Source organism: Devosia sp. P3_B2, from assembly GCF_056402875.1.
The window spans coordinates 207465-226611 of the sequence record NZ_JBFUGO010000004.1 but is presented as its reverse complement, the minus strand read 5'-3'; the positions used below and the strand labels follow the sequence as shown (position 1 = coordinate 226611).

At 65.6% G+C, this 19147-nt stretch carries 16 protein-coding genes; 11 read left to right on the top strand and 5 right to left on the bottom strand.

The genetic code is table 11. The annotated features are described in order from the left end of the window. Positions 1-121: 121 nt before the first annotated feature. The 8 genes from AC1DV8_RS08350 (at position 122) to AC1DV8_RS08315 (ending at position 11636) form a co-directional block, all read left to right on the top strand. Positions 122-2608 carry an acyl-CoA dehydrogenase gene (locus AC1DV8_RS08350; protein ID WP_477149898.1) on the top strand — a complete coding sequence of 829 codons (2487 nt, stop codon included), beginning with the start codon at positions 122-124 and terminating at the stop codon, positions 2606-2608. A 21-nt stretch (positions 2609-2629) separates the two neighbouring features. Continuing rightward, on the top strand, positions 2630-4594 hold the full coding sequence (locus AC1DV8_RS08345) for a 3-hydroxyacyl-CoA dehydrogenase NAD-binding domain-containing protein (RefSeq protein ID WP_477157120.1): 1965 nt from the start codon (positions 2630-2632) through the stop codon (positions 4592-4594). Between the two features lies 1 nt (position 4595). Next, positions 4596-5879: an acetyl-CoA C-acetyltransferase gene (locus AC1DV8_RS08340; protein WP_477157119.1), complete on the top strand. Its 1284-nt coding sequence runs from the start codon at positions 4596-4598 to the stop codon at positions 5877-5879. A 206-nt stretch (positions 5880-6085) separates the two neighbouring features. Next, positions 6086-7699, top strand: a complete 1614-nt coding sequence (locus AC1DV8_RS08335; protein ID WP_477157118.1) for a peptide ABC transporter substrate-binding protein — start codon at positions 6086-6088, stop codon at positions 7697-7699. 103 nt (positions 7700-7802) lie between these two features. After that, the gene (locus tag AC1DV8_RS08330) at positions 7803-8726 is read left to right on the top strand and encodes an ABC transporter permease subunit (RefSeq protein WP_477149894.1); all 924 of its coding nucleotides are present in this window, start codon (positions 7803-7805) and stop codon (positions 8724-8726) included. Continuing rightward, the gene (locus tag AC1DV8_RS08325) at positions 8726-9643 is read left to right on the top strand and encodes an ABC transporter permease (RefSeq protein ID WP_477157117.1); all 918 of its coding nucleotides are present in this window, start codon (positions 8726-8728) and stop codon (positions 9641-9643) included. Before AC1DV8_RS08330 ends, AC1DV8_RS08325 begins: the two co-directional genes overlap by 1 nt. A gap of 2 nt (positions 9644-9645) precedes the next feature. Then, complete coding sequence (locus AC1DV8_RS08320; protein WP_477157116.1) at positions 9646-10629, top strand: ABC transporter ATP-binding protein; 984 nt, start codon at positions 9646-9648, stop codon at positions 10627-10629. Continuing rightward, entirely contained in the window at positions 10629-11636 is a 1008-nt protein-coding gene (locus tag AC1DV8_RS08315) for an ABC transporter ATP-binding protein (protein WP_477149891.1), read from the top strand. The genes AC1DV8_RS08320 and AC1DV8_RS08315 overlap by 1 nt, the downstream gene beginning before the upstream one ends. Here AC1DV8_RS08315 and AC1DV8_RS08310 read toward each other — a convergent pair. After that, positions 11620-12114 carry a response regulator gene (locus tag AC1DV8_RS08310; RefSeq protein WP_477157115.1) on the bottom strand — a complete coding sequence of 165 codons (495 nt, stop codon included), beginning with the start codon at positions 12112-12114 and terminating at the stop codon, positions 11620-11622. The genes AC1DV8_RS08315 and AC1DV8_RS08310 overlap by 17 nt on opposite strands. Positions 12115-12270: 156 nt before the next feature. On the opposite strand from AC1DV8_RS08310, the gene ykgO reads away from it, so the two are divergent. Further along, on the top strand, positions 12271-12396 hold the full coding sequence (gene ykgO / locus AC1DV8_RS08305) for a type B 50S ribosomal protein L36 (RefSeq protein ID WP_055046235.1): 126 nt from the start codon (positions 12271-12273) through the stop codon (positions 12394-12396). Between the two features lie 142 nt (positions 12397-12538). Here ykgO and AC1DV8_RS08300 read toward each other — a convergent pair whose 3' ends face one another. The 3 genes from AC1DV8_RS08300 to AC1DV8_RS08290 all read right to left on the bottom strand — a co-directional run bounded on the left by AC1DV8_RS08300 (position 12539) and on the right by AC1DV8_RS08290 (position 16070). Further along, positions 12539-13927, bottom strand: coding sequence for a M20/M25/M40 family metallo-hydrolase (locus AC1DV8_RS08300; RefSeq protein ID WP_477157114.1), 1389 nt, complete (start codon positions 13925-13927; stop codon positions 12539-12541). A gap of 80 nt (positions 13928-14007) precedes the next feature. Further along, positions 14008-15444 carry a pyruvate kinase gene (pyk, locus tag AC1DV8_RS08295; protein ID WP_477157113.1) on the bottom strand — a complete coding sequence of 479 codons (1437 nt, stop codon included), beginning with the start codon at positions 15442-15444 and terminating at the stop codon, positions 14008-14010. Next, positions 15441-16070 (bottom strand): DUF1036 domain-containing protein, encoded by a 630-nt coding sequence (locus AC1DV8_RS08290; RefSeq protein WP_477149887.1) that lies wholly within the window; start codon positions 16068-16070, stop codon positions 15441-15443. The genes pyk and AC1DV8_RS08290 overlap by 4 nt, the downstream gene beginning before the upstream one ends. Positions 16071-16274: 204 nt before the next feature. Between AC1DV8_RS08290 and AC1DV8_RS08285 the strand changes: the two genes are divergently transcribed. Both AC1DV8_RS08285 and AC1DV8_RS08280 read left to right on the top strand, forming a co-directional pair. Continuing rightward, a complete protein-coding gene (locus tag AC1DV8_RS08285) occupies positions 16275-16547 on the top strand; it encodes a DUF2312 domain-containing protein (RefSeq protein ID WP_299639417.1) in 273 nt (90 codons plus the stop codon). A gap of 27 nt (positions 16548-16574) precedes the next feature. Further along, positions 16575-17525, top strand: coding sequence for a family 43 glycosylhydrolase (locus tag AC1DV8_RS08280; RefSeq protein WP_477149886.1), 951 nt, complete (start codon positions 16575-16577; stop codon positions 17523-17525). 3 nt (positions 17526-17528) lie between these two features. Here AC1DV8_RS08280 and AC1DV8_RS08275 read toward each other — a convergent pair whose 3' ends face one another. Beyond that, a complete protein-coding gene (locus tag AC1DV8_RS08275; protein WP_477157112.1) occupies positions 17529-19019 on the bottom strand; it encodes a helicase HerA domain-containing protein in 1491 nt (496 codons plus the stop codon). Positions 19020-19147: the final 128 nt, after the last annotated feature.

Sequence of the window (19147 nt, the reverse complement as noted above, 5' to 3'; positions counted from 1 at the left end):
GTAGCGATGGTGCCTGCCCGGGCATAACAATCGGCAACAAGAGTCGGACCGGGCGCGTTGTTGAGCGGGGGCTCATCTCGCTTGTTGACGGTGCGCCGCGACCTTGGTCGAGGAGATATGCATGGTCTGGGCGCTGTTGATCCTGTCGATCCTTGCTTTCGCGGTGCTGGCGATGCGTCGCGCGCCGCTCTGGCAGTGGGCGGTCGCCGCGCTGGTCATCGGGGCGTTGAGCCGCATCTCGACAGATAATGGTCTCTGGCTGATGACGGATGTGCTGGGCTGGGTGCTGGCACTCCTGCCGGCCGCCATCCTGGGTCTCCTCACACTCGTTCCGGTCCGCAAGCTGCTGCTGACCGGTCCCGCCTACGGCCTCGTCAAATCCATCCTGCCCCGCGTCTCGCGCACCGAGCAGGAAGCGCTCGATGCCGGCACGGTCGGCTGGGATGCGGAGCTGTTCTCGGGCAAGCCCGACTGGCAGAAGCTGCTCGGCGTCCGCAAGCCGACGCTCTCGACCGAGGAGCAGGCGTTCCTCGATGGGCCGTGCGAAAAAGTCTGCTCGATGATCGACGACTGGGACACGCGCAACAACCGCGCCGACATGCCCCCGGCGGTCTGGACCTATCTCAAGGAGCAGGGCTTTCTGGGCATGCTGATCGGCCGCGAGCACGGCGGCCTCGGCTTCTCGGCGCAGGCGCAGAGCCAGGTGGTGTCGAAGATCGCCTCGCGCTCGATCGCGGCGGGGATCACCGTCATGGTGCCCAACTCACTCGGACCGGGCGAACTGCTCGAGAAATACGGCACCGAGGAGCAGAAGAAGAAGTATCTCAGCCGCCTCGCCAAGGGCCAGGAGGTGCCGTGCTTCGCGCTCACCGGTCCCCACGCGGGCTCTGATGCGGCGGGCATGCGCGATGTCGGCGTCGTTTGCTACGACATGTACGAGGGCAAGAAGACGCTGGGCGTGAAGCTCAGCTGGGACAAGCGCTACATCACGCTGGCGCCCGTCGCCACCCTGCTCGGCCTCGCGTTCCACCTGCATGACCCCGAACACCTCATCGGCGAGGTCGACAATATCGGCATCACGCTGGCGCTGGTCCCGGCCAAGCATAAGGGCGTCAAGATCGGCCGCCGCCACTATCCGGCACGCTCTGCCTTCATGAACGGGCCGACGCAGGGCCGTAACGTCTTCATCCCGATGGATTTCCTGATCGGTGGCACCGAGTATGCCGGGCAGGGCTGGCGCATGCTGATGGAGTGCCTCGCCACCGGCCGCGCCATCTCGCTGCCGGCCATCGGCACCGTCTCCATCAAGCACGCGCTGCGGGTCACCTCGGCCTATGCCCGCATCCGCCGCCAGTTCGGCATCCCGGTCGGGCTGATGGAGGGCGTCGCCGAGCCGCTGAGCCGCATGGTGCGCTTCGCCTACACCTACGAGGCCTCGCGCGGCCTCACCGCCTCGATGGTCGACGAGGGTCAGCGCCCCTCGGTGCTGTCGGCGCTGCTCAAGTACCGCACCACCGAGGCGATGCGCCTCGCCTTCAACGACGCCATGGATATCCATGGCGGGCGTGCCGTGCAGGACGGGCCGACCAACTACCTGTTTTCAGGCTACATGACGACGCCGGTGGCGATCACCGTCGAAGGCGCCAACATCCTGACGCGCACGCTGATCACCTTCGCGCAGGGCGCACTCCGGGCTCATCCCTACCTTTACGCCGAGATTTCGGCCGCCCAGAACAAGGACCGGAAGGCCGGCATCGCTGCCTTCGACACGGCGTTCGCGGGCCATGTCAGCTTCATGCTGCGCAACATGGCGGGCAGCTTCCTCCACGCCGTAACCTTCGGCGCCTTTGCCTCGACCCCCGTCGATCACGAGATGGCGCACTGGTACAGGCAGCTCAGCCGCTACAGCCAGAGCTTCGCGCTCTGCGGCGACTGGACCGTGGCCTTCCTCGGCGGCGACCTGAAGCGCAAGCAGCGCCTCTCGGGCCGCATGGCGGACATCCTCTCCGACCTGTACCTCCTCTCCTCGGTGCTCCGCCGCTACGAGGATGATGGGCGGCTCGCGGAAGACCGACCGGTGGTCGAGGCGGTGGCGCGCGACCTCGTGTTCTCGATGGAACAGAGCTTTGCAGCTGTGTTCGCCAACTTCCCCAACTTCGCACTGCGGAACCTGATGCGGGTGCTGGTGTTTCCTCTTGGTCGCCATGCCAAGCCGGCCTCGGACCGCGAGACTTACCGGCTGGCCCGTTCGGTGATGCAGCCCGGCGCCTTCCGCGACCGGCTTACCAAGGGAACCTATGTCTCGATGGACCCCAAGGATCCGACCGGCGTCCTCGAAGACGCGCTGATCAAGGTGACAGCGGCGGCCGAGATCGAGACCAAGTTCGTCCGCGCCATCAAGAAGAGCGTCATCGAGCGCCGGCTCGACCGCGACGCGATCAGCGATGCGGTGGAGGCCGGGGTGCTCACCGAGGCGGAAGCGGCGACGCTGCGGCTCGCCGACCAGGCCACCGACCGGGTGATCAAGGTGGACGATTTCGACTTCGATGAGCTGGGCTCGAAGCAGCTCCGGCGTGAGCCCGCCGCCATCGACGCCGCCGCCGAGTAGTTCCAGAACGAGGAGCCGGAAATGGCCCAGATGCCCCCAAGCCGCGCCTGGAGTTTCGACCTCGATTTCGAGGGCATCGGCTGGCTGACGATCAACACGCCGGACTCGCCGGTGAACACGCTGAGCCGCGAGACGCTGTCCGAACTGGTGGGCATCGTTTCGACCCTCGAAGAGCTTGCGAGCGGTGGCGAGCTGAAGGGCGTGGTCCTGCTGTCGGCCAAGGACTCCGGCTTCATCGCCGGAGCCGATGTCACCGAGTTCGACGACATGTCCGATCCCGGCGTGCTCAAGGCGGCGCTGGACCGCACGCACGCGCTGTTTGATCGGATCGAAGCGCTGAAGGTGCCCGTCGTCGCCGGCATCCATGGCTTCTGCCTCGGCGGCGGGCTGGAGCTGGCACTCGCCTGCCAGTACCGGGTCGCCGTCAACGACGACAAGACCCGCATCGGTTTCCCCGAGGTCAATCTCGGCATCTTCCCAGGCTTCGGCGGCTCGGGCCGCTCTATCCGGCAGGCCGGGCCGGTCGATGCCATGCAGATCATGCTCACCGGCAGGATGCTGCGCGCTAGCCAGGCCCGCCGCATGGGGCTGGTCGACAAGCTGGTCCGCCACCGCGACACGCTGCGCTGGGAGGCCCGCAAAGCCGTGCTGCAGAACCGTAAGAGCGTTGAGGCGCCGTTCGCCAAGCGCGCCGCTGCCCTCGGCCCGGTGCGCGGCTACATCGCCAACAAGATGCGCGAAGAGGCGAAGAAGAAAGCCAGCCCCGAGCACTTCCCGGCGCCGTACTCGCTCATCGACCTGTTCGAGGAACACGGCAATGACTGGCGCGCCATGAAACAGGGCGAGGCGGAGCGCTTCATTCCGCTGATGGCTTCGCCGACCTCGAAGAACCTCCGCCGGGTGTTCTTCCTCTCCGAAGGCCTCAAGAAGCAGGGCGTGCGCGGCAAGGAGAAGCCGGTATTCCGGCGGGTCCACGTGGTCGGCGCCGGCGTCATGGGTGGCGACATTGCCGCCTGGTGCGCGCTGCGCGGCATGGGCGTGACCCTGCAGGATCTCGACATGGAGCGCATCAAGCCGGCGCTCGATCGGGCCAAGAAGCTGTTCCAGAAAAGGCTGCGCTCGAAGACCGAGATAGACAATGCCGTCGCCCGGCTTGAGGCCGACGTCTCCGGCAAGGGTCTGGCCCGCGCCGACGTGGTGATTGAAGCGGTGGTCGAGAACCTCGAGATCAAGCGCAAGATTTTCGCCGATGCCGAGCTCAGGACGAAGCCGGGCGCGATCCTTGCCACCAACACCTCGTCGATCGAACTCGAGCGCATCGCCGAGAACCTCACCGCCCCCGGCCGCCTGATCGGGCTGCACTTCTTCAATCCAGTGGCGCAGTTGCCGCTGGTCGAGGTGATCCGTTCACGCTTCAATTCGGATGCCGACATCGCCCGTGGCGCCGCCTTCGCGCTCGCCATCGGCAAGTCGCCGGTCGTGGTGAAGTCTGCGCCGGGCTTCCTCGTCAATCGTGTGCTCATGCCCTACATGCTCGCCGCCGTACAGCGCGTCGAGGCGGGGGAGAACAAGGAGCAGATCGACGCTGCTGCTGTCGCCTTTGGCATGCCGATGGGGCCGATCGAACTGATGGATACGGTTGGGCTGGATGTCGGCAAGTCGGTCGCCGAGGAGCTTGGAAGTCCGGTGCCCCCGGCCAGCGATTTCGCCCGGCTGGTCGCCGAGAACAAGCTCGGCCGCAAGACGGGGCAGGGGTTCTACACCTGGACCAACGGCAAGGCGGTGAAGGGCGAGGTGCCGCCGCATCCGGATCTCGCCGGCCTCGGGCGCGAGCTGGTGCAGCCGCTGGTCGATGCCACCGAAATCGCCGTGGCCGAAGGCGTCGTCGCCTCGGCCGATCTTGCCGATATCGGCGTCATCTACGGGACCGGTTTCGCGCCGTTCCTCGGAGGGCCGATGCAGGCCCGCAAGGACGGGAGAGCCTGAGATGGCCGAACTGCGTAAAGTCGCCATCGTGGGCTCGGCCCGCATCCCCTTCGCGCGCGCCTATACAGGCTACGCGGAGGAGGGGAACCTCTCGATGCTCGGCGCCGCGCTCGGCGGCCTCGTCGACAAGTACAACCTCAAGGGCGAGGTGATCGGCGAGGTGATGGCCGGCGCCGTGCTCAGCCACAGCCGCGATTTCAACCTCGCCCGCGAAGCCAGCCTCGATGCCGGCCTCTCACCCCGCACCCCCGGCACCAACGTGCAGATCGCCTGTGGCACCTCGCTGCAGGCAGCCCTTAGCCTCGGCGCCAAGATCGCCACCGGCGAGATCGACAGCGCCATCGCCGCCGGCTCCGACACCGTTTCGGACAGTCCGGTGGTGTTCGGTGACAAGTTCCAGCATCGCATGATCGAACTCAGCCGCGCCCGCACCACGGGCGAGAAGTTCAAGGTGTTCAAGGGCTTCAATCTCGGCGAACTGACACCGATCGCCCCCTCGACGCAGGAGCCTCGCACCGGCCTCTCCATGGGTCAGCACTGCGAGCTGATGGCGCGGCAGTGGGGGATTTCGCGTGAGGACCAGGATGCACTGGCGCTGAAGAGCCACCAGAACGCCGCCCGCGCCTATGACGAAGGCTTCCACGACGATCTGATCGTCCCCTTCGCCGGCGTCCTCAAGGACAACAACGTCCGCGCCGATACCAGCCTCGAGAAGATGGCGACGATGAAACCGGCTTTCGACAAGCAGTCGGGCAAGGGCACGCTGACGGCCGCCAACTCCACCCCGCTCACCGACGGCGCCGCGTCGGTGCTACTGGCCAGCGAGGAGTGGGCCAAGGCCCGCGGCCTTCCCATCCTCGCCTACCTCACCCTGGGCCAGGTCGCCGCCAACGATTTCGCGCATGGCGAGGGCCTGCTGATGGCCCCGACCATCGCCGCCTCGGAGATGCTCCGCCGCTCCAACCTGACTTTCGCCGATATCGACCTGTTCGAGATCCACGAGGCCTTCGCCGCCCAGGTGCTGGCGACCCTCAAGGCCTGGCGAGACCCGGACTACAACCGGAACGTCCTCGGCCGCGAGACCCCGCTCGGCGAGATCGACCCCGACAAGATCAACACCAAGGGCTCCAGCCTCGCCTACGGCCACCCCTTCGCCGCCACCGGCGCCCGTATCCTCGGCCTCACCGCCAAGCTGCTGAATACGACGGAAAAGCAGCGCGCCCTGATCTCGGTCTGCACCGCCGGCGGCATGGGTGTAACGGCGCTGGTGGAGCGGGCGGCGTAAGCGGCAGCAAAGGCCCCGTGACGCAGGCGTTTCCCACAGCCTTCTCACACTTGACGCTTACGTCAATGTCCCGCTTGTCAGCGAAAACCCGATGCCCTAGGGTCCGTACCCAATCGGGCGGTTTCGACCAGTCCGGCCAAAATGAGGCATGGCATGCTAATCGCCAAGCCCGTCAGGAAACGTCTGTTCAAGGAGATGGGACAAGAATGAAAATAATTGGGGTCCTGAAAGCGGTCGCGGCCGCCGGCGCGTTAGCGCTGTTCATGGGGAGCGCGGCGCAGGCCGTGACGCTCAACCTGGGTAATGGCAGCGAGCCCGGCTCGCTCGACCCGCACAAGGCATCCGGCGATTGGGAAAACCGGATCATCGGCGAGCTGTACGAAGGCCTGATGGCCGAAGATACGCATGCCGACGCGATTGCCGGCCAGGCTGAGTCCTGGACGATCTCCGATGACGGCCTCGTTTATACCTTCAAGATCCGCGCCGACGCCAACTGGACCGACGGCGTGCCGGTCACCGCGCAGAACTGGGTCGACGCCTTCCAGCGTCTGTTCGACCCCAAGACTGCCGCCGAATACGCTTACCTGCAGTTCCCGATCAAGAATTCGTCCAAGCTTGCCGGCGGTGAGATCACCGATTTCAGCCAGCTCGGCGTCAAGGCCATCGACGACAAGACGCTCGAGATCACTCTCGAAGCCTCGACCCCGTTCTTCCTCCAGGCGCTGACCCACTACACCGCCTATCCGATCCGCAAGGACATCATCGAGAAGTTCGGCGACCAGTGGACGCAGCCCGACAACATCGTCGGCAATGGCCCCTACAAGCTCGTCGAGTGGGTGCCCGGCTCGTACCTTCGCGGCGTGAAGTCCGACACCTATTACGGCAAGGACAGCCTGAAGATCGATGAGGTCCGCTGGGACAACACCGAGGACCTGACCGCGGCGCTCAACCGCTATCGCGCGGGCGAGCTCGATATCCTCACCGACTTCCCGGCCGACCAGTACAAGTTCCTGCAGGACAACTATCCCGGCCAGGCACACGTCGCGCCGTTCCTCGGCATCTACTACTACGTGCTGAACCAGTCGAAGCCGCCGCTGGACAACGTCAACATTCGCAAGGCGCTCTCGCTCGCCGTGCTGCGTGACGTGATCGGGCCGGATGTGCTCGGCACCGGCGAACTGCCGGCCTATGGCTGGGTCCCGAATGGTACTGCCAACTACGAAGGCGTGCCGTACTCGCCCGATTGGGCAGAGTGGCCCTATGACCAACGCGTCGAAGAAGCCAAGAAGCTGATGGCGGAAGCCGGCTACACTCCGGAAAACCCGCTGAAGCTGCAGCTGCGCTACAACACCAACGAGAACCACCAGCGCATCGCCGTGGCCATCTCCGACATGTGGAAGCAGATCGGCGTGCAGATCGAGCTGTTCAATGCCGAGACCGCCGTGCACTACGACGCACTGCGCGCCGGTGACTTCAATGTCGGCCGCGCCGGCTGGCTGCTCGACTATTCCGATGCCAGCAACACGCTCGACCTGCTCAAGACCGGCACCACGCAGGATGGCGTGATGAACTGGGGCAACAACTACGGCCGCTACTCCAATCCGAAGTTCGACGACCTGCTGACCCAGGCCTCGAAGGAACTGGATCTGGTGAAGCGCTCGGACCTGCTGCATCAGGCTGAAGCCCTGGCGATGGACGAGTTCGCGGCAATCCCGATCTACTGGTACGTGTCCAAGAACGTCGTCTCGCCCAAGATCACGGGCTTCGAAGACAATGCCAAGGACATCAACCGTGTCCGCTGGATGACTAAGTCGGAGTAACCGGCTCAACGGGGACCGCGGGCAAAACCCGCGGTCCCAGATTGTATTTTTGCCGCCGGCTTACGGCGCTCCCCGCGGGCTGGCGGGAAAGGTCACACACAACATGTTCGGATATGCGCTCAGGCGCGTGCTGACGGCTATCCCGATCGTCCTGATCACGATCACCGTCTGCTTTTTCATCCTCAGGCTGGCGCCCGGCGGGCCGTTCGACGGCGAGCGCGCGCTGCCGCCCGACGTGATGAAGAACCTCAGGGCCCACTACAATCTCGATCAGCCGCTGATCACGCAGTACCTCATCTACCTGGGTGGGGTGTTCCGCGGCGATTTCGGTCCATCCATGGTGATGGAGGATTTCTCGGTATCACGGCTTATCGGCATCGGGCTGCCCTTTACCCTGATGCTCGGCTTTTCCGCCTTCGTCGTCGGCACCATCGGCGGCATGGTCGCCGGTGCGGTTGCGGCGGTGAACCAGAACAAGTGGCCGGATTACCTGCTGGTCGCCATCGTCCTGGTCGGCATCATCATCCCCAATTTCCTGATGGCCAACCTCGTGCAGCTGTTCTTCGGGGTGTACCTCCGCTGGCTGCCGGTGGGCGGCTATCAACCGGGCTCGCTCATCCACCTCGTGCTGCCGATCTTCATTCTGGCGCTGCCGCATGGCGGACGCGTCGCCCGGCTGGTGCGTGGCTCGATGATCGAGGTGCTCGGCACCAACTACGTCCGCACCGCCCGCTCGAAGGGGCTCGGCACCCGCCTGATCCTCGCGCGTCATGCGCTGAAGCCTGCACTGCTGCCGGTGGTCTCCTATCTCGGGCCAGGGCTCTCCTACCTCCTCACCGGCTCGCTGGTGGTGGAGCAGGTGTTCGCGCTGCCCGGTATCGGCAAGTACTTCATCACCGCCGCGCTCAACCGCGACTACGGGCTCGTGCTGGGCACTACCATTCTCTACGTTTTCATCATCCTGGCGCTGAACCTCATCGTCGACGTTCTCTACGCCTGGCTTGATCCCAAGGTGAGGTACCGCTGATGGCCGGGATTACTGGCAAGGACGCGGCCCTCACCGCTTACGCCGATGCGCTCGCCGCCGAGGCCCCTAAGGGCCGGTCGCTGACGCAGGACGCGTTGCGCCGGCTGTTCAACAACAAGGCGGCGCTGGTCTCGATCTTCGTGCTCACGGCCATCGTGCTGTTCGCGCTGGTCGGGCCTTATTTCCTGCCCTGGGCTTACGACAAGATCGATTGGGCCGGCATCCGCAAGCCGCCCGACTGGGCCAAGGGCCACTATTTCGGCACCGACCAGAACGGCCGCGACATGCTGGCACGTACGCTCCAGGGCACGCAGATGTCGCTGCTGGTGGCGGGCGTCGCTACCGTCGTGTCGGTGGTGATCGGCATCCTCTACGGCGCCATCGCGGGCTATTTCGGCGGCAAGATCGACGCCGTCATGATGCGCTTCGTCGATATCATGTACGCGCTGCCCTACATCCTGTTCGTCATCATCCTGGTGGTGATCTTCGGGCGCTCGCCCGTGCTGCTATTCGTCGGCATCGGCTGCCTCGAATGGCTCACCATGGCCCGCATCGTCCGTGGGCAGACGCTGTCGATCAAGCAGCGCGAGTTCATCGAAGCGGCGAAGGCGGGTGGGGCAGGGCCCTTCACCATCATCTTCCGCCACATCGTTCCGAACCTCACCGGCCCGGTGGTGATCTACGCCACGCTCACCATCCCCGAGATCATCATCACCGAGAGTTTCCTCTCCTATCTCGGGTTGGGCGTGCAGGAACCGCAGACTTCGCTCGGTACGCTGATCTCGTTCGGCGCGCCGGTTGCCGAAGCCCTGCCGTGGATGCTCTTCACCCCGGCCGCCATCCTCGTCACCATGCTGCTCTGCCTGTCCTATCTGGGCGACGGCCTGCGTGACGCTCTCGACCCCAAGGACCGATAGACATGGCCGATGTGCTTGTCGTCGACGATCTCGACGTAACGTTCGCCCTCCACGATTCCGAAGTGAAGGCAGTTTCCGATCTCGATTTCACCCTCTCCGAGGGCGAAACGCTCGCCATCGTGGGCGAAAGCGGGTCGGGCAAAAGCCAGGCCTTCCTCTCCATCATGGGCCTGCTCGCCAAGAACGGCAAAGCCTCCGGCCGCGCCATGCTGGGTGACGTCAACCTGATAGGCATGCCGGTGGACCGCTTGGACAGGCATCGCGGCAAAGACATCGCGATGATCTTCCAGGATCCGATGACCTCGCTGAACCCGACTTTGCGGGTCAAGACGCAGCTCGCCGAAGTGCTGGTGCGCCACCAGGGCTACGACAATGAGAAGGCCTATCGCGCCGTCATCGAGATGCTGGAGCGGGTCGGCATTCCTGAACCGGTCAAGCGCGCCAACGCCTACCCGCACGAACTGTCGGGCGGCATGCGGCAACGCGTGATGATCGCCATGGCACTGCTCTGCAAGCCCAAGGTGCTGATCGCGGACGAGCCGACCACCGCGCTCGACGTGACCGTGCAGGCGCAGATGCTCGACCTGTTCAAGAACCTCACCAACGATTTCGGCACCGCGCTGGTGCTGATCACCCACGATCTGGGTGTCGTCGCCGGCGTCGCCGATCGGATGATGGTGATGTATGGCGGGCGCTGCGTCGAAAAGGGGCCGACCGACACGCTGTTCTACGATCCGCGCCACCCCTACACGCTGGGCCTCTTGCACTCGACGCCGCACGTCGCCAAGCGGGCCAAGCGGCTCGACCCAATCCAGGGCTTGCCGCCCAGCCTAGAGCACCTGCCGCGCGGCTGCGCGTTCCATCCGCGTTGCGCCTTCCGCTTCGAGCGCTGCTTCGAGGAACGGCCGCCGTTGCTGCCAGTCGAGGACGTGCGCGAAAAGGCATGCTGGTATCAGGGCGAACTCAAATACGAGGAGGTCGCGTGATGCTCGATCGCACCGAAGACCTCCTGAAGGTCGAGAATCTCTCGAAGAGCTTCTCCATCTCGGCCGGACTGTTCGCCAAGCCCTTCCAGCTGCGCGCCCTGCAGGACATCAACTTCACCGTCAAGCGCGGCGAAACCCTCGGCATCGTGGGCGAGAGCGGCTGCGGTAAGTCGACCTTGGGCCGCTGCATCCTGCAACTGCTGACCCCCGACGAGGGCCGCGTCCTTTGGCTCGGGCAGGACATCAGCAAGCTGCCGGCTGAAGAGATGCGGAAGAAACGCCGCGATCTGCAGATCATCTTCCAGGATCCGCTGGCCTCGCTCAATCCGCGCATGACCGTGGGTGAGATCATCGCCGATCCGCTGCGCACCCTGATGCCCGAGATCGACGCTAAGGGCAGGCGCGAGCGCGTGTTGCGGACCATGGAGGCCGTCGGCCTCCTGCCTGAAATGATCAACCGCTATCCGCACGAGTTTTCGGGCGGGCAGGCGCAGCGCATCGGCATTGCCCGGGCGCTGATCAGCGAGCCCAAGCTGATCGTCTGCGACGAGCCGGTGTCGGCGCTCGACGTGTCGATCCAGGCGCAGATCCTGAACCTCCTCAGCGATCTCAAGGACGAGTTCGGGCTAACGCTGATCTTCATCTCGCACAACCTGAGCGTGGTGCGGCACGTCTCCGACCGGATACTCGTGCTCTATCTCGGCCGGGTGGTCGAGCTCGCCGATGGCGACGACCTCTATGACGATCCCAAGCACCCCTACACGCGTGCGCTGCTGACGGCAGTGCCGATTCCCGATCCGAAACGGGCGCGACAACGGACCATCGAAGGGCTGGTGGGCGAGATCCCCTCGCCGATCAATCAGCCATCGGGGTGCACGTTCCGGACGCGGTGCCGCTATGCGATCGAGGGTTGCGCCAAGGTAAGGCCGCCGCTGGAGACGCTGCCAGGCGGCCGGCTCGTCGCCTGCATCCGCTGGCCGGAGCTCGACCTCAAGCCGGGCGCTTAGTCCGGCGCTCGTCGCCCTTGAAGCCGGCACGCTTCCGCCTGCGGTCAGGACCGGCAAAGGTCCTGGCCTCGATGAACTCGCGCGGTGCCGCAAGGACGGAGGCCAGCCGGGCCTCGATCTGCTGGGCGGCGAAGGGCTTGCGCAGGAACTCGGTGACGCCGGCGTCGCGCGCCATCGCGATCTCGGTCGCATCCGGGTTGGATGACATCATGAGGACCGGCGTGTCGCGGTTGAGGCCGGCGGACGCGGCACGCAGCGCTTTCACCAGCGCAATGCCGTTCATCGGCTGCAATATGTCGTTCAGCATGATGGCGCCGAAGCGGTGGGTTTGCAGCGCCATGGCCGCGCCGTCGGAGCTCTGCACTTCGTCGACGCGCCGCACCTTGAGATGACGCAGCATCTGGCCGATCAACGCTCCCATATGCGGGGAGGGATCGACAACGAGCACGTCGAGCTTGGAAAAGCTGGGTTTCTGCATTCGGGCAGTGTCGCACCCGGCCGTTGCCGGCCGGTTAATCGCGCAGGCCCGGAAAACCGGCGCAAGGGCGTTGACAGAGGGGGCTTTTGCCCTTAATCACAGCCCCAATTCGAAGGGCGCGCGGCGCCTGTTTTTATTTTGGTTCCGAGGTTCGGCATGAAAGTCACCAATTCGCTCAAGGCTCTGATGGGTCGCCATCGTGCCAACAAGCTCGTTCGCCGCCGCGGCCGCGTGTACATCATCAACAAGGTGGACAAGCGCTACAAGGCCCGCCAGGGCTGAGCTGCTGCTCACGACTGCGTATCTAGAAAGGCCCGCGAAAGCGGGCCTTTTGCTGTTGGTGACCATTCCATAGGCCTTCCCCTCCACCGGCCGGTGGTTAGCCGACATCGAAGAAGGCCCCCGGGCCTTGCCGATCAGGCCCTTAGCCAGCAAACCCCGCGATAATGCGCAGCCACGAGCGGATGCCCTTGTGGAAGCTCGAGAGGTTGTACTTCTCGTTGGGCGAGTGGATGCGGTCGTCGTCGCGCGCGAAGCCGATCAACAGCGTGTCGAGCCCGAGCGTCTTCTTGAACTCGCCCGCGACCGGGATCGAACCACCCGAGCCGATCAACGCCGCCTCGCTGCCCCATTCGTCCTTCAGCGCTGCCGCCGCCTTGCCGACGAACGGCCCATCGGTCGGCACCGAGACCGCCGGCGCCCCGCCGTGCTCATGAAAGCTCACCGTCGCGTCCGGCGGCAGGCGATCCTGCACGTGCTTCCTGAACGCCGCGCGGATCTTCTTGGGGTCCATGCCCGAGACGAGCCGGAACGAGATCTTGGCGCTGGCCTTGGCCGGGATCACCGTCTTGAAGCCGTCCCCGGTATAACCGCCGGTGATGCCGTTGATTTCGCAAGTCGGGCGCGAACGGGTCTGCTCCAGCACCGAGCGGCCCTTCTCGCCGGCCGGCGTCGTCAACCCCGCGCCCTGCATGAACGCCGCCTCGTCATAGGGCAGGCGCTTCCACTGTGCCGCGATCTCGGCCGGCAGTTCCGCGACATCGTCGTAGAAGCCTTCAACCGCGACGCTACCATCGGGGTTGCGCAGCGAAGCAATGATCTCGGCCAGCACCTGGATCGGGTTGCGCGCCGCGTTGCCGTACATGCCCGAATGCAGGTCATGGCTGGCGCAGGTGATCTCCACCTCTTCGCCCACCAACCCGCGCAGGCTGGTGACAATGGCCGGCGTCTCAGCGTTCCACAGGTCGGTGTCGCAGACCAGCGCGATATCGGCCGCGCCGAGCTCGGCCTTATTGGCTTCGAGGAAGCCCGGCAGGCTCTTGCCACCCGACTCTTCCTCGCCCTCGAAGAACAGCGTCACTTTCACCGGCAGTGCGCCATTCACAGCCTTCCAGGCGCGGCAAGCCTCGACGAAGGTTAGGAGCTGCCCCTTGTCGTCCGAAGTGCCGCGGCCGACGATTCGTGTCTCGCCGTCATCGCCCTTCACCAGCGTCGCGACGAACGGGTCGGTGTGCCACAGGTTCAGCGGATCGACCGGCTGTACGTCATAGTGGGCGTAAAACAGCACATGCGGGCCGCTGGCCGATTGGTCATGTGCCACCACCATCGGGTGTCCCGGCGTCGGCCGCACCGAAGCGTCGAAGCCGAGCGCCTTGAGGTCCGCCGCCAGCCAGTCCGCCGCCTTGCGCACCTCGCCGGCGTAGGCCGGATCGGTAGAGATCGACTTGATCGCCACCAGCGTCTTCAGCCGCTCGACGCTGTCATCGAGATGGGCATCGGCATGGGCGAGGGCGGCGTCGAGGGCGTTGGACATCGGGGCAATCCATCAATGAAAACGAAAATCCCTCCCTTTGTGGGGGAGGGATCGAGAAGTGACAGCCTAAGCGGACCGGATCAAGAGGATCCGGCGCCGTCCTGGCGGACGAAGGCGATGCGCAGCATGTTGGTCGCGCCGGGCGTGCCCAGCGGAATGCCGGCGGTGATCGCGATGCGGTCGCCGGGGCGGGCGAGGCCCTCGTTGTAGGCGATGACGCAGGCGCGATCGACCATGTCCTCGAGGTTCACCGCATCGGGCGATTCCACGCAGTGGATGCCCCACACGACCGAAAGCCGGCGGACGGTCCTGAGGTTCGGCGACAGCGCGAGGATCGGCTTTGATGGCCGCTCGCGCGCCGCTCGGATCGCGGTCGAGCCGGACGAGGTGTAGGTGACGATGGCCGCCAGATCGAGCGTCTCGGCCACCTGGCGGGTCGCCGCAGAGATCGCGTCGGCTGCCGTTGCCTCAGGCTCGGCGGCCTGGGCGCGGATGATGCCGCGGTAGTTGCTGTCTCCTTCGACGGCGACGGCGACCTTGTTCATCATGGCCACGGCTTCGACCGGATACATACCCGAGGCGCTTTCGGCCGACAGCATCACCGCATCGGCACCCTCGAACACGGCGATCGACACGTCCGAGACTTCGGCGCGGGTCGGCACAGGCGAAGTGATCATCGATTCCAGCATCTGGGTCGCAACCACCACGGGCTTACCATAGCGGCGGGCGATGCGGATCATGCGCTTCTGGAGGCCCGGGACCTGCTCGAGCGGCAGTTCCACGCCGAGATCGCCGCGCGCCACCATGAAGGCGTCGCACAGCTTGATGATCTCTTCGAGCCGCTCGACGGCCTGCGGCTTTTCGATCTTGGCCATGACGCCGGCGCGGCCCTGGACGATCTTCCGGATATCGATGATATCCTCGGGCCGCTGCACGAAGCTGACCGCGATCCAGTCGGCCTCCGCCTCGAGCCCCTTCAACAGGTCGGCGTGGTCCTTCTCGGTCAGCGCGCCCATCGGCAGCAGCGTGTCGGGCAGGCTCACGCCCTTCTTGTCGCTCAGCTTGCCGCCGTAGATCACTTCGGTCTCGACCTGCCCGCCGCCGACCTTGGTGGCCCTCAGCTGCAGCTTGCCGTCATCGAGCAGCAGGCGATCGCCCACCGAGACGGACTCGAGGATTTCCGGATGCGGCAGGAACACGCGCTCGACCGTGCCGGGCGTCTCGGAGCTATCGAGCGTAAACCTGGCGCCGGCAACCAGCTGCACGGCACCGTCGGCGAAGCGGCCGACGCGGAGCTTCGGGCCCTGCAGGTCGACGAGGATGCCGATCGGATGGTGCAGCCGGGCCTCGACATTGCGGATGAAGCCGACGGTCTGCTTCAGCAGCTCGTGGCTGGCGTGGCTCATGTTGATGCGGAACACGTCCGCACCGGCGCGCGCCAGCTTCTCGATCGTGGCTTCATCGTTGGACGCAGGGCCCAGGGTGGCGACGATCTTCACGCGTCTCATGCGTCTCATTCGAGGGGTGCACCTTCATCAGTAGGAGTATCGTCGGCGGGAGGAGCCGCGCCGTCGGTGGGGAGGTCGCCTTCCAGCGGTACAGTCTCTTCGGTGGCGTCCGTATCGTTGCTGATCACCTCGCCGTCGGTGAGCTGCAACGTCCAGTCGCTGCGGTTATTGGTGTCGACCTCGAAGAAGCCGGTGCGTTCGTAGCCGCGCGCCAGGCAATCCTCAACCCCGAAGATGGTGAAGGTCTCGTCGCGGGTGCACATGAAGACGCTGCCGTCCCAGGCCCCGCCGCTGATATCGTCGGCGGCATAGAGGTAGTAGTAGCGCCGCGCCTCGAGGTCGCCGCGGTAGACGGTGACGCAATTGTCGGGCTCAGCCACCCACCAGCCTTCGGACTGCCAGCCCTTCTCGGCGCGATAGCCGAAGGCGATGGAGACCTTGTTGGCGGTTTCGTTGCAGACGCGGAAGCTGCCTTCACCGGCTTCGGTGGCGGCGTTCGGGTCGGCCGGAGCCTGCGATTGGGCTTGGGCGGCGGCAGGGCTCAGCGGCGCGTCAGCGCGCGGCAGGAAAACCCAGATGGTGATAGCGATGAACGCGGCGGCGAGCACACCAGCGATGGCCAGGATGTAGCGCAATGGACCGTCCGGATTCGATGCCTGAAATCGTTTGCAGCGCGCGAGGTGTTGTGCGCAGCGCTCCGCCCGCTGTCAACCGGTAAACGAGGCTTTTGGCGGAATTACGAAACTGCTTGGGCACGCGGTGTGGATTGATGTCGAATGAGCTTGAACCAGCGTCGCCGAACGGGTTGAACGGGGGCCGAAAAGCAGAGGAATTCGACTATGGCCACCGTCTCCCCCGATAGCGTCGCACAGGACCAGATCAAAGCCTTCATCGAGCGCATCGAGCGACTCGAGGAAGAAAAGGCCGCAATCGCCGGCGACATCAAGGAAGTTTACGCGGAGGCCAAGGGCAATGGCTTCGACACCAAGGTGCTGCGCAAGATCATCTCGATCCGCAAGCAGGACCACGCCGAGCGCATGGAGCAGGAAGCGCTGCTGGAACTCTATCTGACCGCACTCGGCATGGCCGCTGCGCCCAGCGACGACGAGTAACAAGACCAACCGGGGCGGGAGGCACCAATGAGCGCGCCGATCTATCGCGATCCGATCGCCGATGGTGCCGCCGACCCGACGGTCGTCCGCAAGGCGGGCACCGGTGAATGGTGGATGTTCTACACCAATCGCCAGCCCGCCTCGGACGGGCCCAAATTCACCTGGATTCACGGTTCGCCCATCGGCGTCGCGGTCTCGACCGACGATGGTGCCAGTTGGGTTTACCGCGGAACCGTCGCCGGGCTCGATGCGCCCGCGGACCTGGGGCAGCGCAATACGCACTGGGCGCCCGAGGTGATCTTTGCGGAGGGGCAATATCATATGTTCCTCAGCTACCTTACGGGCGTGCCGCATGATTGGCCGGGCTTCGACCGGACGATCGTCCATTTCACCAGCCCCGATCTCGAGAATTGGACACGGGTCGGCCCGCTGACCCTATCAAGCAGCAGGGTTATCGATGCCTGCGTGTTCCACTGTCCCGACGGGCTGTGGCGGCTCTGGTACAAGGACGAGGCCAAGGGCTCCGGCACCTGGGCCGCCACCAGCCCCGACCTGTTCGACTGGACCGTCGAGGGTCAGGTGCTGCCCGGCAACCCGGACGGCCCGCCGCACGAAGGGCCGAACGTCTTCGAACTCGGCGGCTGGTATTGGCTCATCGTCGATGAATGGCACGGGCAGGCGGTCTATCGCTCGACTGATACCCGCAACTGGGAGCGGCAGGGCCTGATCGGCGGCGAGCCCGGCGTGGACCCGGTGGACCGGCGCTATGTCCGACACGCCGATGTCGAGGTCGTCGGCGACCATGCGGCGCTCTACTACTTCACCCATCCCGAATGGGACGAGCGCAGCCAGGCGGAAGGGCCGCCAGACGTCGCTGCGCGGCGCACCGCAATCCACCACGCTCGCCTCACGGTTTCGGATGGCAAGCTGGTGTGCGAGCGGAATATTCCCGCCGACCTGCCGCTGCTGCGCGGCTAAGCCTTATTCCGCCGCCGAGCGCTCGTCATGATCTGGCGCATTAGGGCTGCCCGGCCCGGTTTCGGTGCCCAGATCGGGGAAGGCGACGATGCGCTGGTTGCGCAGGTCCATGCGCACCACCAGCAGCCCTCGTTCCTCGAAATAGGCGAGGATGCGGCGAGCCCGTCCGGTCGAATGGGTGCCATAGGCACGGGCCAGCGCCGCGTCGGAAGGGCAGGGGGCGCCTTCGAGAGCGGCCCGGGCCAGCACCAGGAACACGCCCTGGACGTCGTCGGCCAGTTGCGTCGAGAGCGACAGCGCGTGCTGCCAGGTCTCGGAGCCGGCGGTATCGGCATCGACGCCCGCCCGGACCACCGCGAGCTTGCGGCGGAAGGCCGGCAGAGCCAGCACGTCGCCCGGTACGCGGCGGATGCGGCAACGGACCAGGAAGTCCTGATAGAGCACCGCCACAGAGCGGAACGAGGCGTCGCGATCCTCGAGCAGCTCGCGGATCACGCCGTCGAGTGCCGCCTCGCGCTCGGACGCGTCGACAGGGGTCTCGTCGACAGGCGCGCGCGGCGTCTTCGTGCGCACCAGTTGCTCCAGCAACTCGTTCGTCGAGGGCGGCGGTGGCGGAGCCGGGCGGCGGACGCGCGGTGCCGGTTCCGGCGCGCGGGTGAAGATCAGCTCTTTGGCGTCGACCGGCGCATCGGGCAGCGGCATCAGCTTGGGGCTGGTGGAACGCGCCGAGGTCTCGACCTCGCCGATCACCATCGGCAGCGGCCGGCGCGACAGGGCGGGGCCGAGCGCAATGAAATGGCCACGCGCCAGGTCGCGGAACATCTCGGCCTGCCGGCGCTCCATGCCGAGCAGGTCGGCGGCACGGGCCATGTCGATATCGAGGAAGGTACGGCCCATCAGAAAGTTCGAGGCCTCGGCTGCAACGTTCTTCGCGAGCTTGGCCAGCCGCTGCGTGGCGATCACCCCGGCCAGCCCGCGCTTCCGGCCGCGGCACATCAGGTTGGTCATTGCGCCCAGCGAGAGTTTTCGCGCTTCGTCCGAGACTTCGCCGGCAATGGCCGGGGCGAACAGCTGGGCTTCGTCCACCACCACCAGCATCGGATACCAGTAGTCGCGATCGGCATCGAACAGCCCGCCGAGGAAGGCCGCGGCGCAGCGCATCTGCTGCTCGACATCGAGCCCCTCGAGGCTCAGCACCACCGAGACGCGGTGCTGGCGGACGCGGGCGGCGATACCGGTGAGCTCAGCCTCGCTGCGCGAGGCGTCGACGACGAGGTGGCCGTACTTGTCAGCCAGGGTGACGAAATCGCCCTCGGGGTCGACGATGCATTGCTGCACCCAGGGTGCACTTTGTTCGAGCAGCCGCCGCAGCAGGTGGGATTTGCCGGAGCCGGAATTGCCCTGGACGAGCAGACGCGTCGCGAGCAGTTCCTCGAGATCGAGCCTTGCCTCGGCGCCACCCTGCGCCACACCCATGTCAATGCCGACCTGCATGGGGTGTGGTTAGCTGATTCTTGGGTGGAAGGTCGCACTGAACACGGCTTAACCCCCGAGCGTCACATCCAACACCGGCCGTCATCCCGGCGAAAGCCGGGACCCACTGCTCGAACGGCAGGTCCGGA

Bases quoted from the DNA above. Each gene is read 5' to 3' on its own strand.
- AC1DV8_RS08285 (WP_299639417.1), top strand. From the start codon at position 16,275: ATGGCCACCGTCTCCCCCGATAGCGTCGCACAGGACCAGATCAAAGCC.
- AC1DV8_RS08350 (WP_477149898.1), top strand. From the start codon at position 122: ATGGTCTGGGCGCTGTTGATCCTGTCGATCCTTGCTTTCGCGGTGCTG.
- AC1DV8_RS08280 (WP_477149886.1), top strand. From the start codon at position 16,575: ATGAGCGCGCCGATCTATCGCGATCCGATCGCCGATGGTGCCGCCGAC.
- AC1DV8_RS08340 (WP_477157119.1), top strand. From the start codon at position 4,596: ATGGCCGAACTGCGTAAAGTCGCCATCGTGGGCTCGGCCCGCATCCCC.
- AC1DV8_RS08345 (WP_477157120.1), top strand. From the start codon at position 2,630: ATGGCCCAGATGCCCCCAAGCCGCGCCTGGAGTTTCGACCTCGATTTC.
- AC1DV8_RS08310 (WP_477157115.1), bottom strand. From the start codon at position 12,114: ATGCAGAAACCCAGCTTTTCCAAGCTCGACGTGCTCGTTGTCGATCCC.
- AC1DV8_RS08320 (WP_477157116.1), top strand. From the start codon at position 9,646: ATGGCCGATGTGCTTGTCGTCGACGATCTCGACGTAACGTTCGCCCTC.
- pyk (WP_477157113.1), bottom strand. From the start codon at position 15,444: ATGAGACGCATGAGACGCGTGAAGATCGTCGCCACCCTGGGCCCTGCG.
- ykgO (WP_055046235.1), top strand. From the start codon at position 12,271: ATGAAAGTCACCAATTCGCTCAAGGCTCTGATGGGTCGCCATCGTGCC.
- AC1DV8_RS08335 (WP_477157118.1), top strand. From the start codon at position 6,086: ATGAAAATAATTGGGGTCCTGAAAGCGGTCGCGGCCGCCGGCGCGTTA.
- AC1DV8_RS08330 (WP_477149894.1), top strand. From the start codon at position 7,803: ATGTTCGGATATGCGCTCAGGCGCGTGCTGACGGCTATCCCGATCGTC.
- AC1DV8_RS08315 (WP_477149891.1), top strand. From the start codon at position 10,629: ATGCTCGATCGCACCGAAGACCTCCTGAAGGTCGAGAATCTCTCGAAG.
- AC1DV8_RS08325 (WP_477157117.1), top strand. From the start codon at position 8,726: ATGGCCGGGATTACTGGCAAGGACGCGGCCCTCACCGCTTACGCCGAT.
- AC1DV8_RS08275 (WP_477157112.1), bottom strand. From the start codon at position 19,019: ATGCAGGTCGGCATTGACATGGGTGTGGCGCAGGGTGGCGCCGAGGCA.
- AC1DV8_RS08300 (WP_477157114.1), bottom strand. From the start codon at position 13,927: ATGTCCAACGCCCTCGACGCCGCCCTCGCCCATGCCGATGCCCATCTC.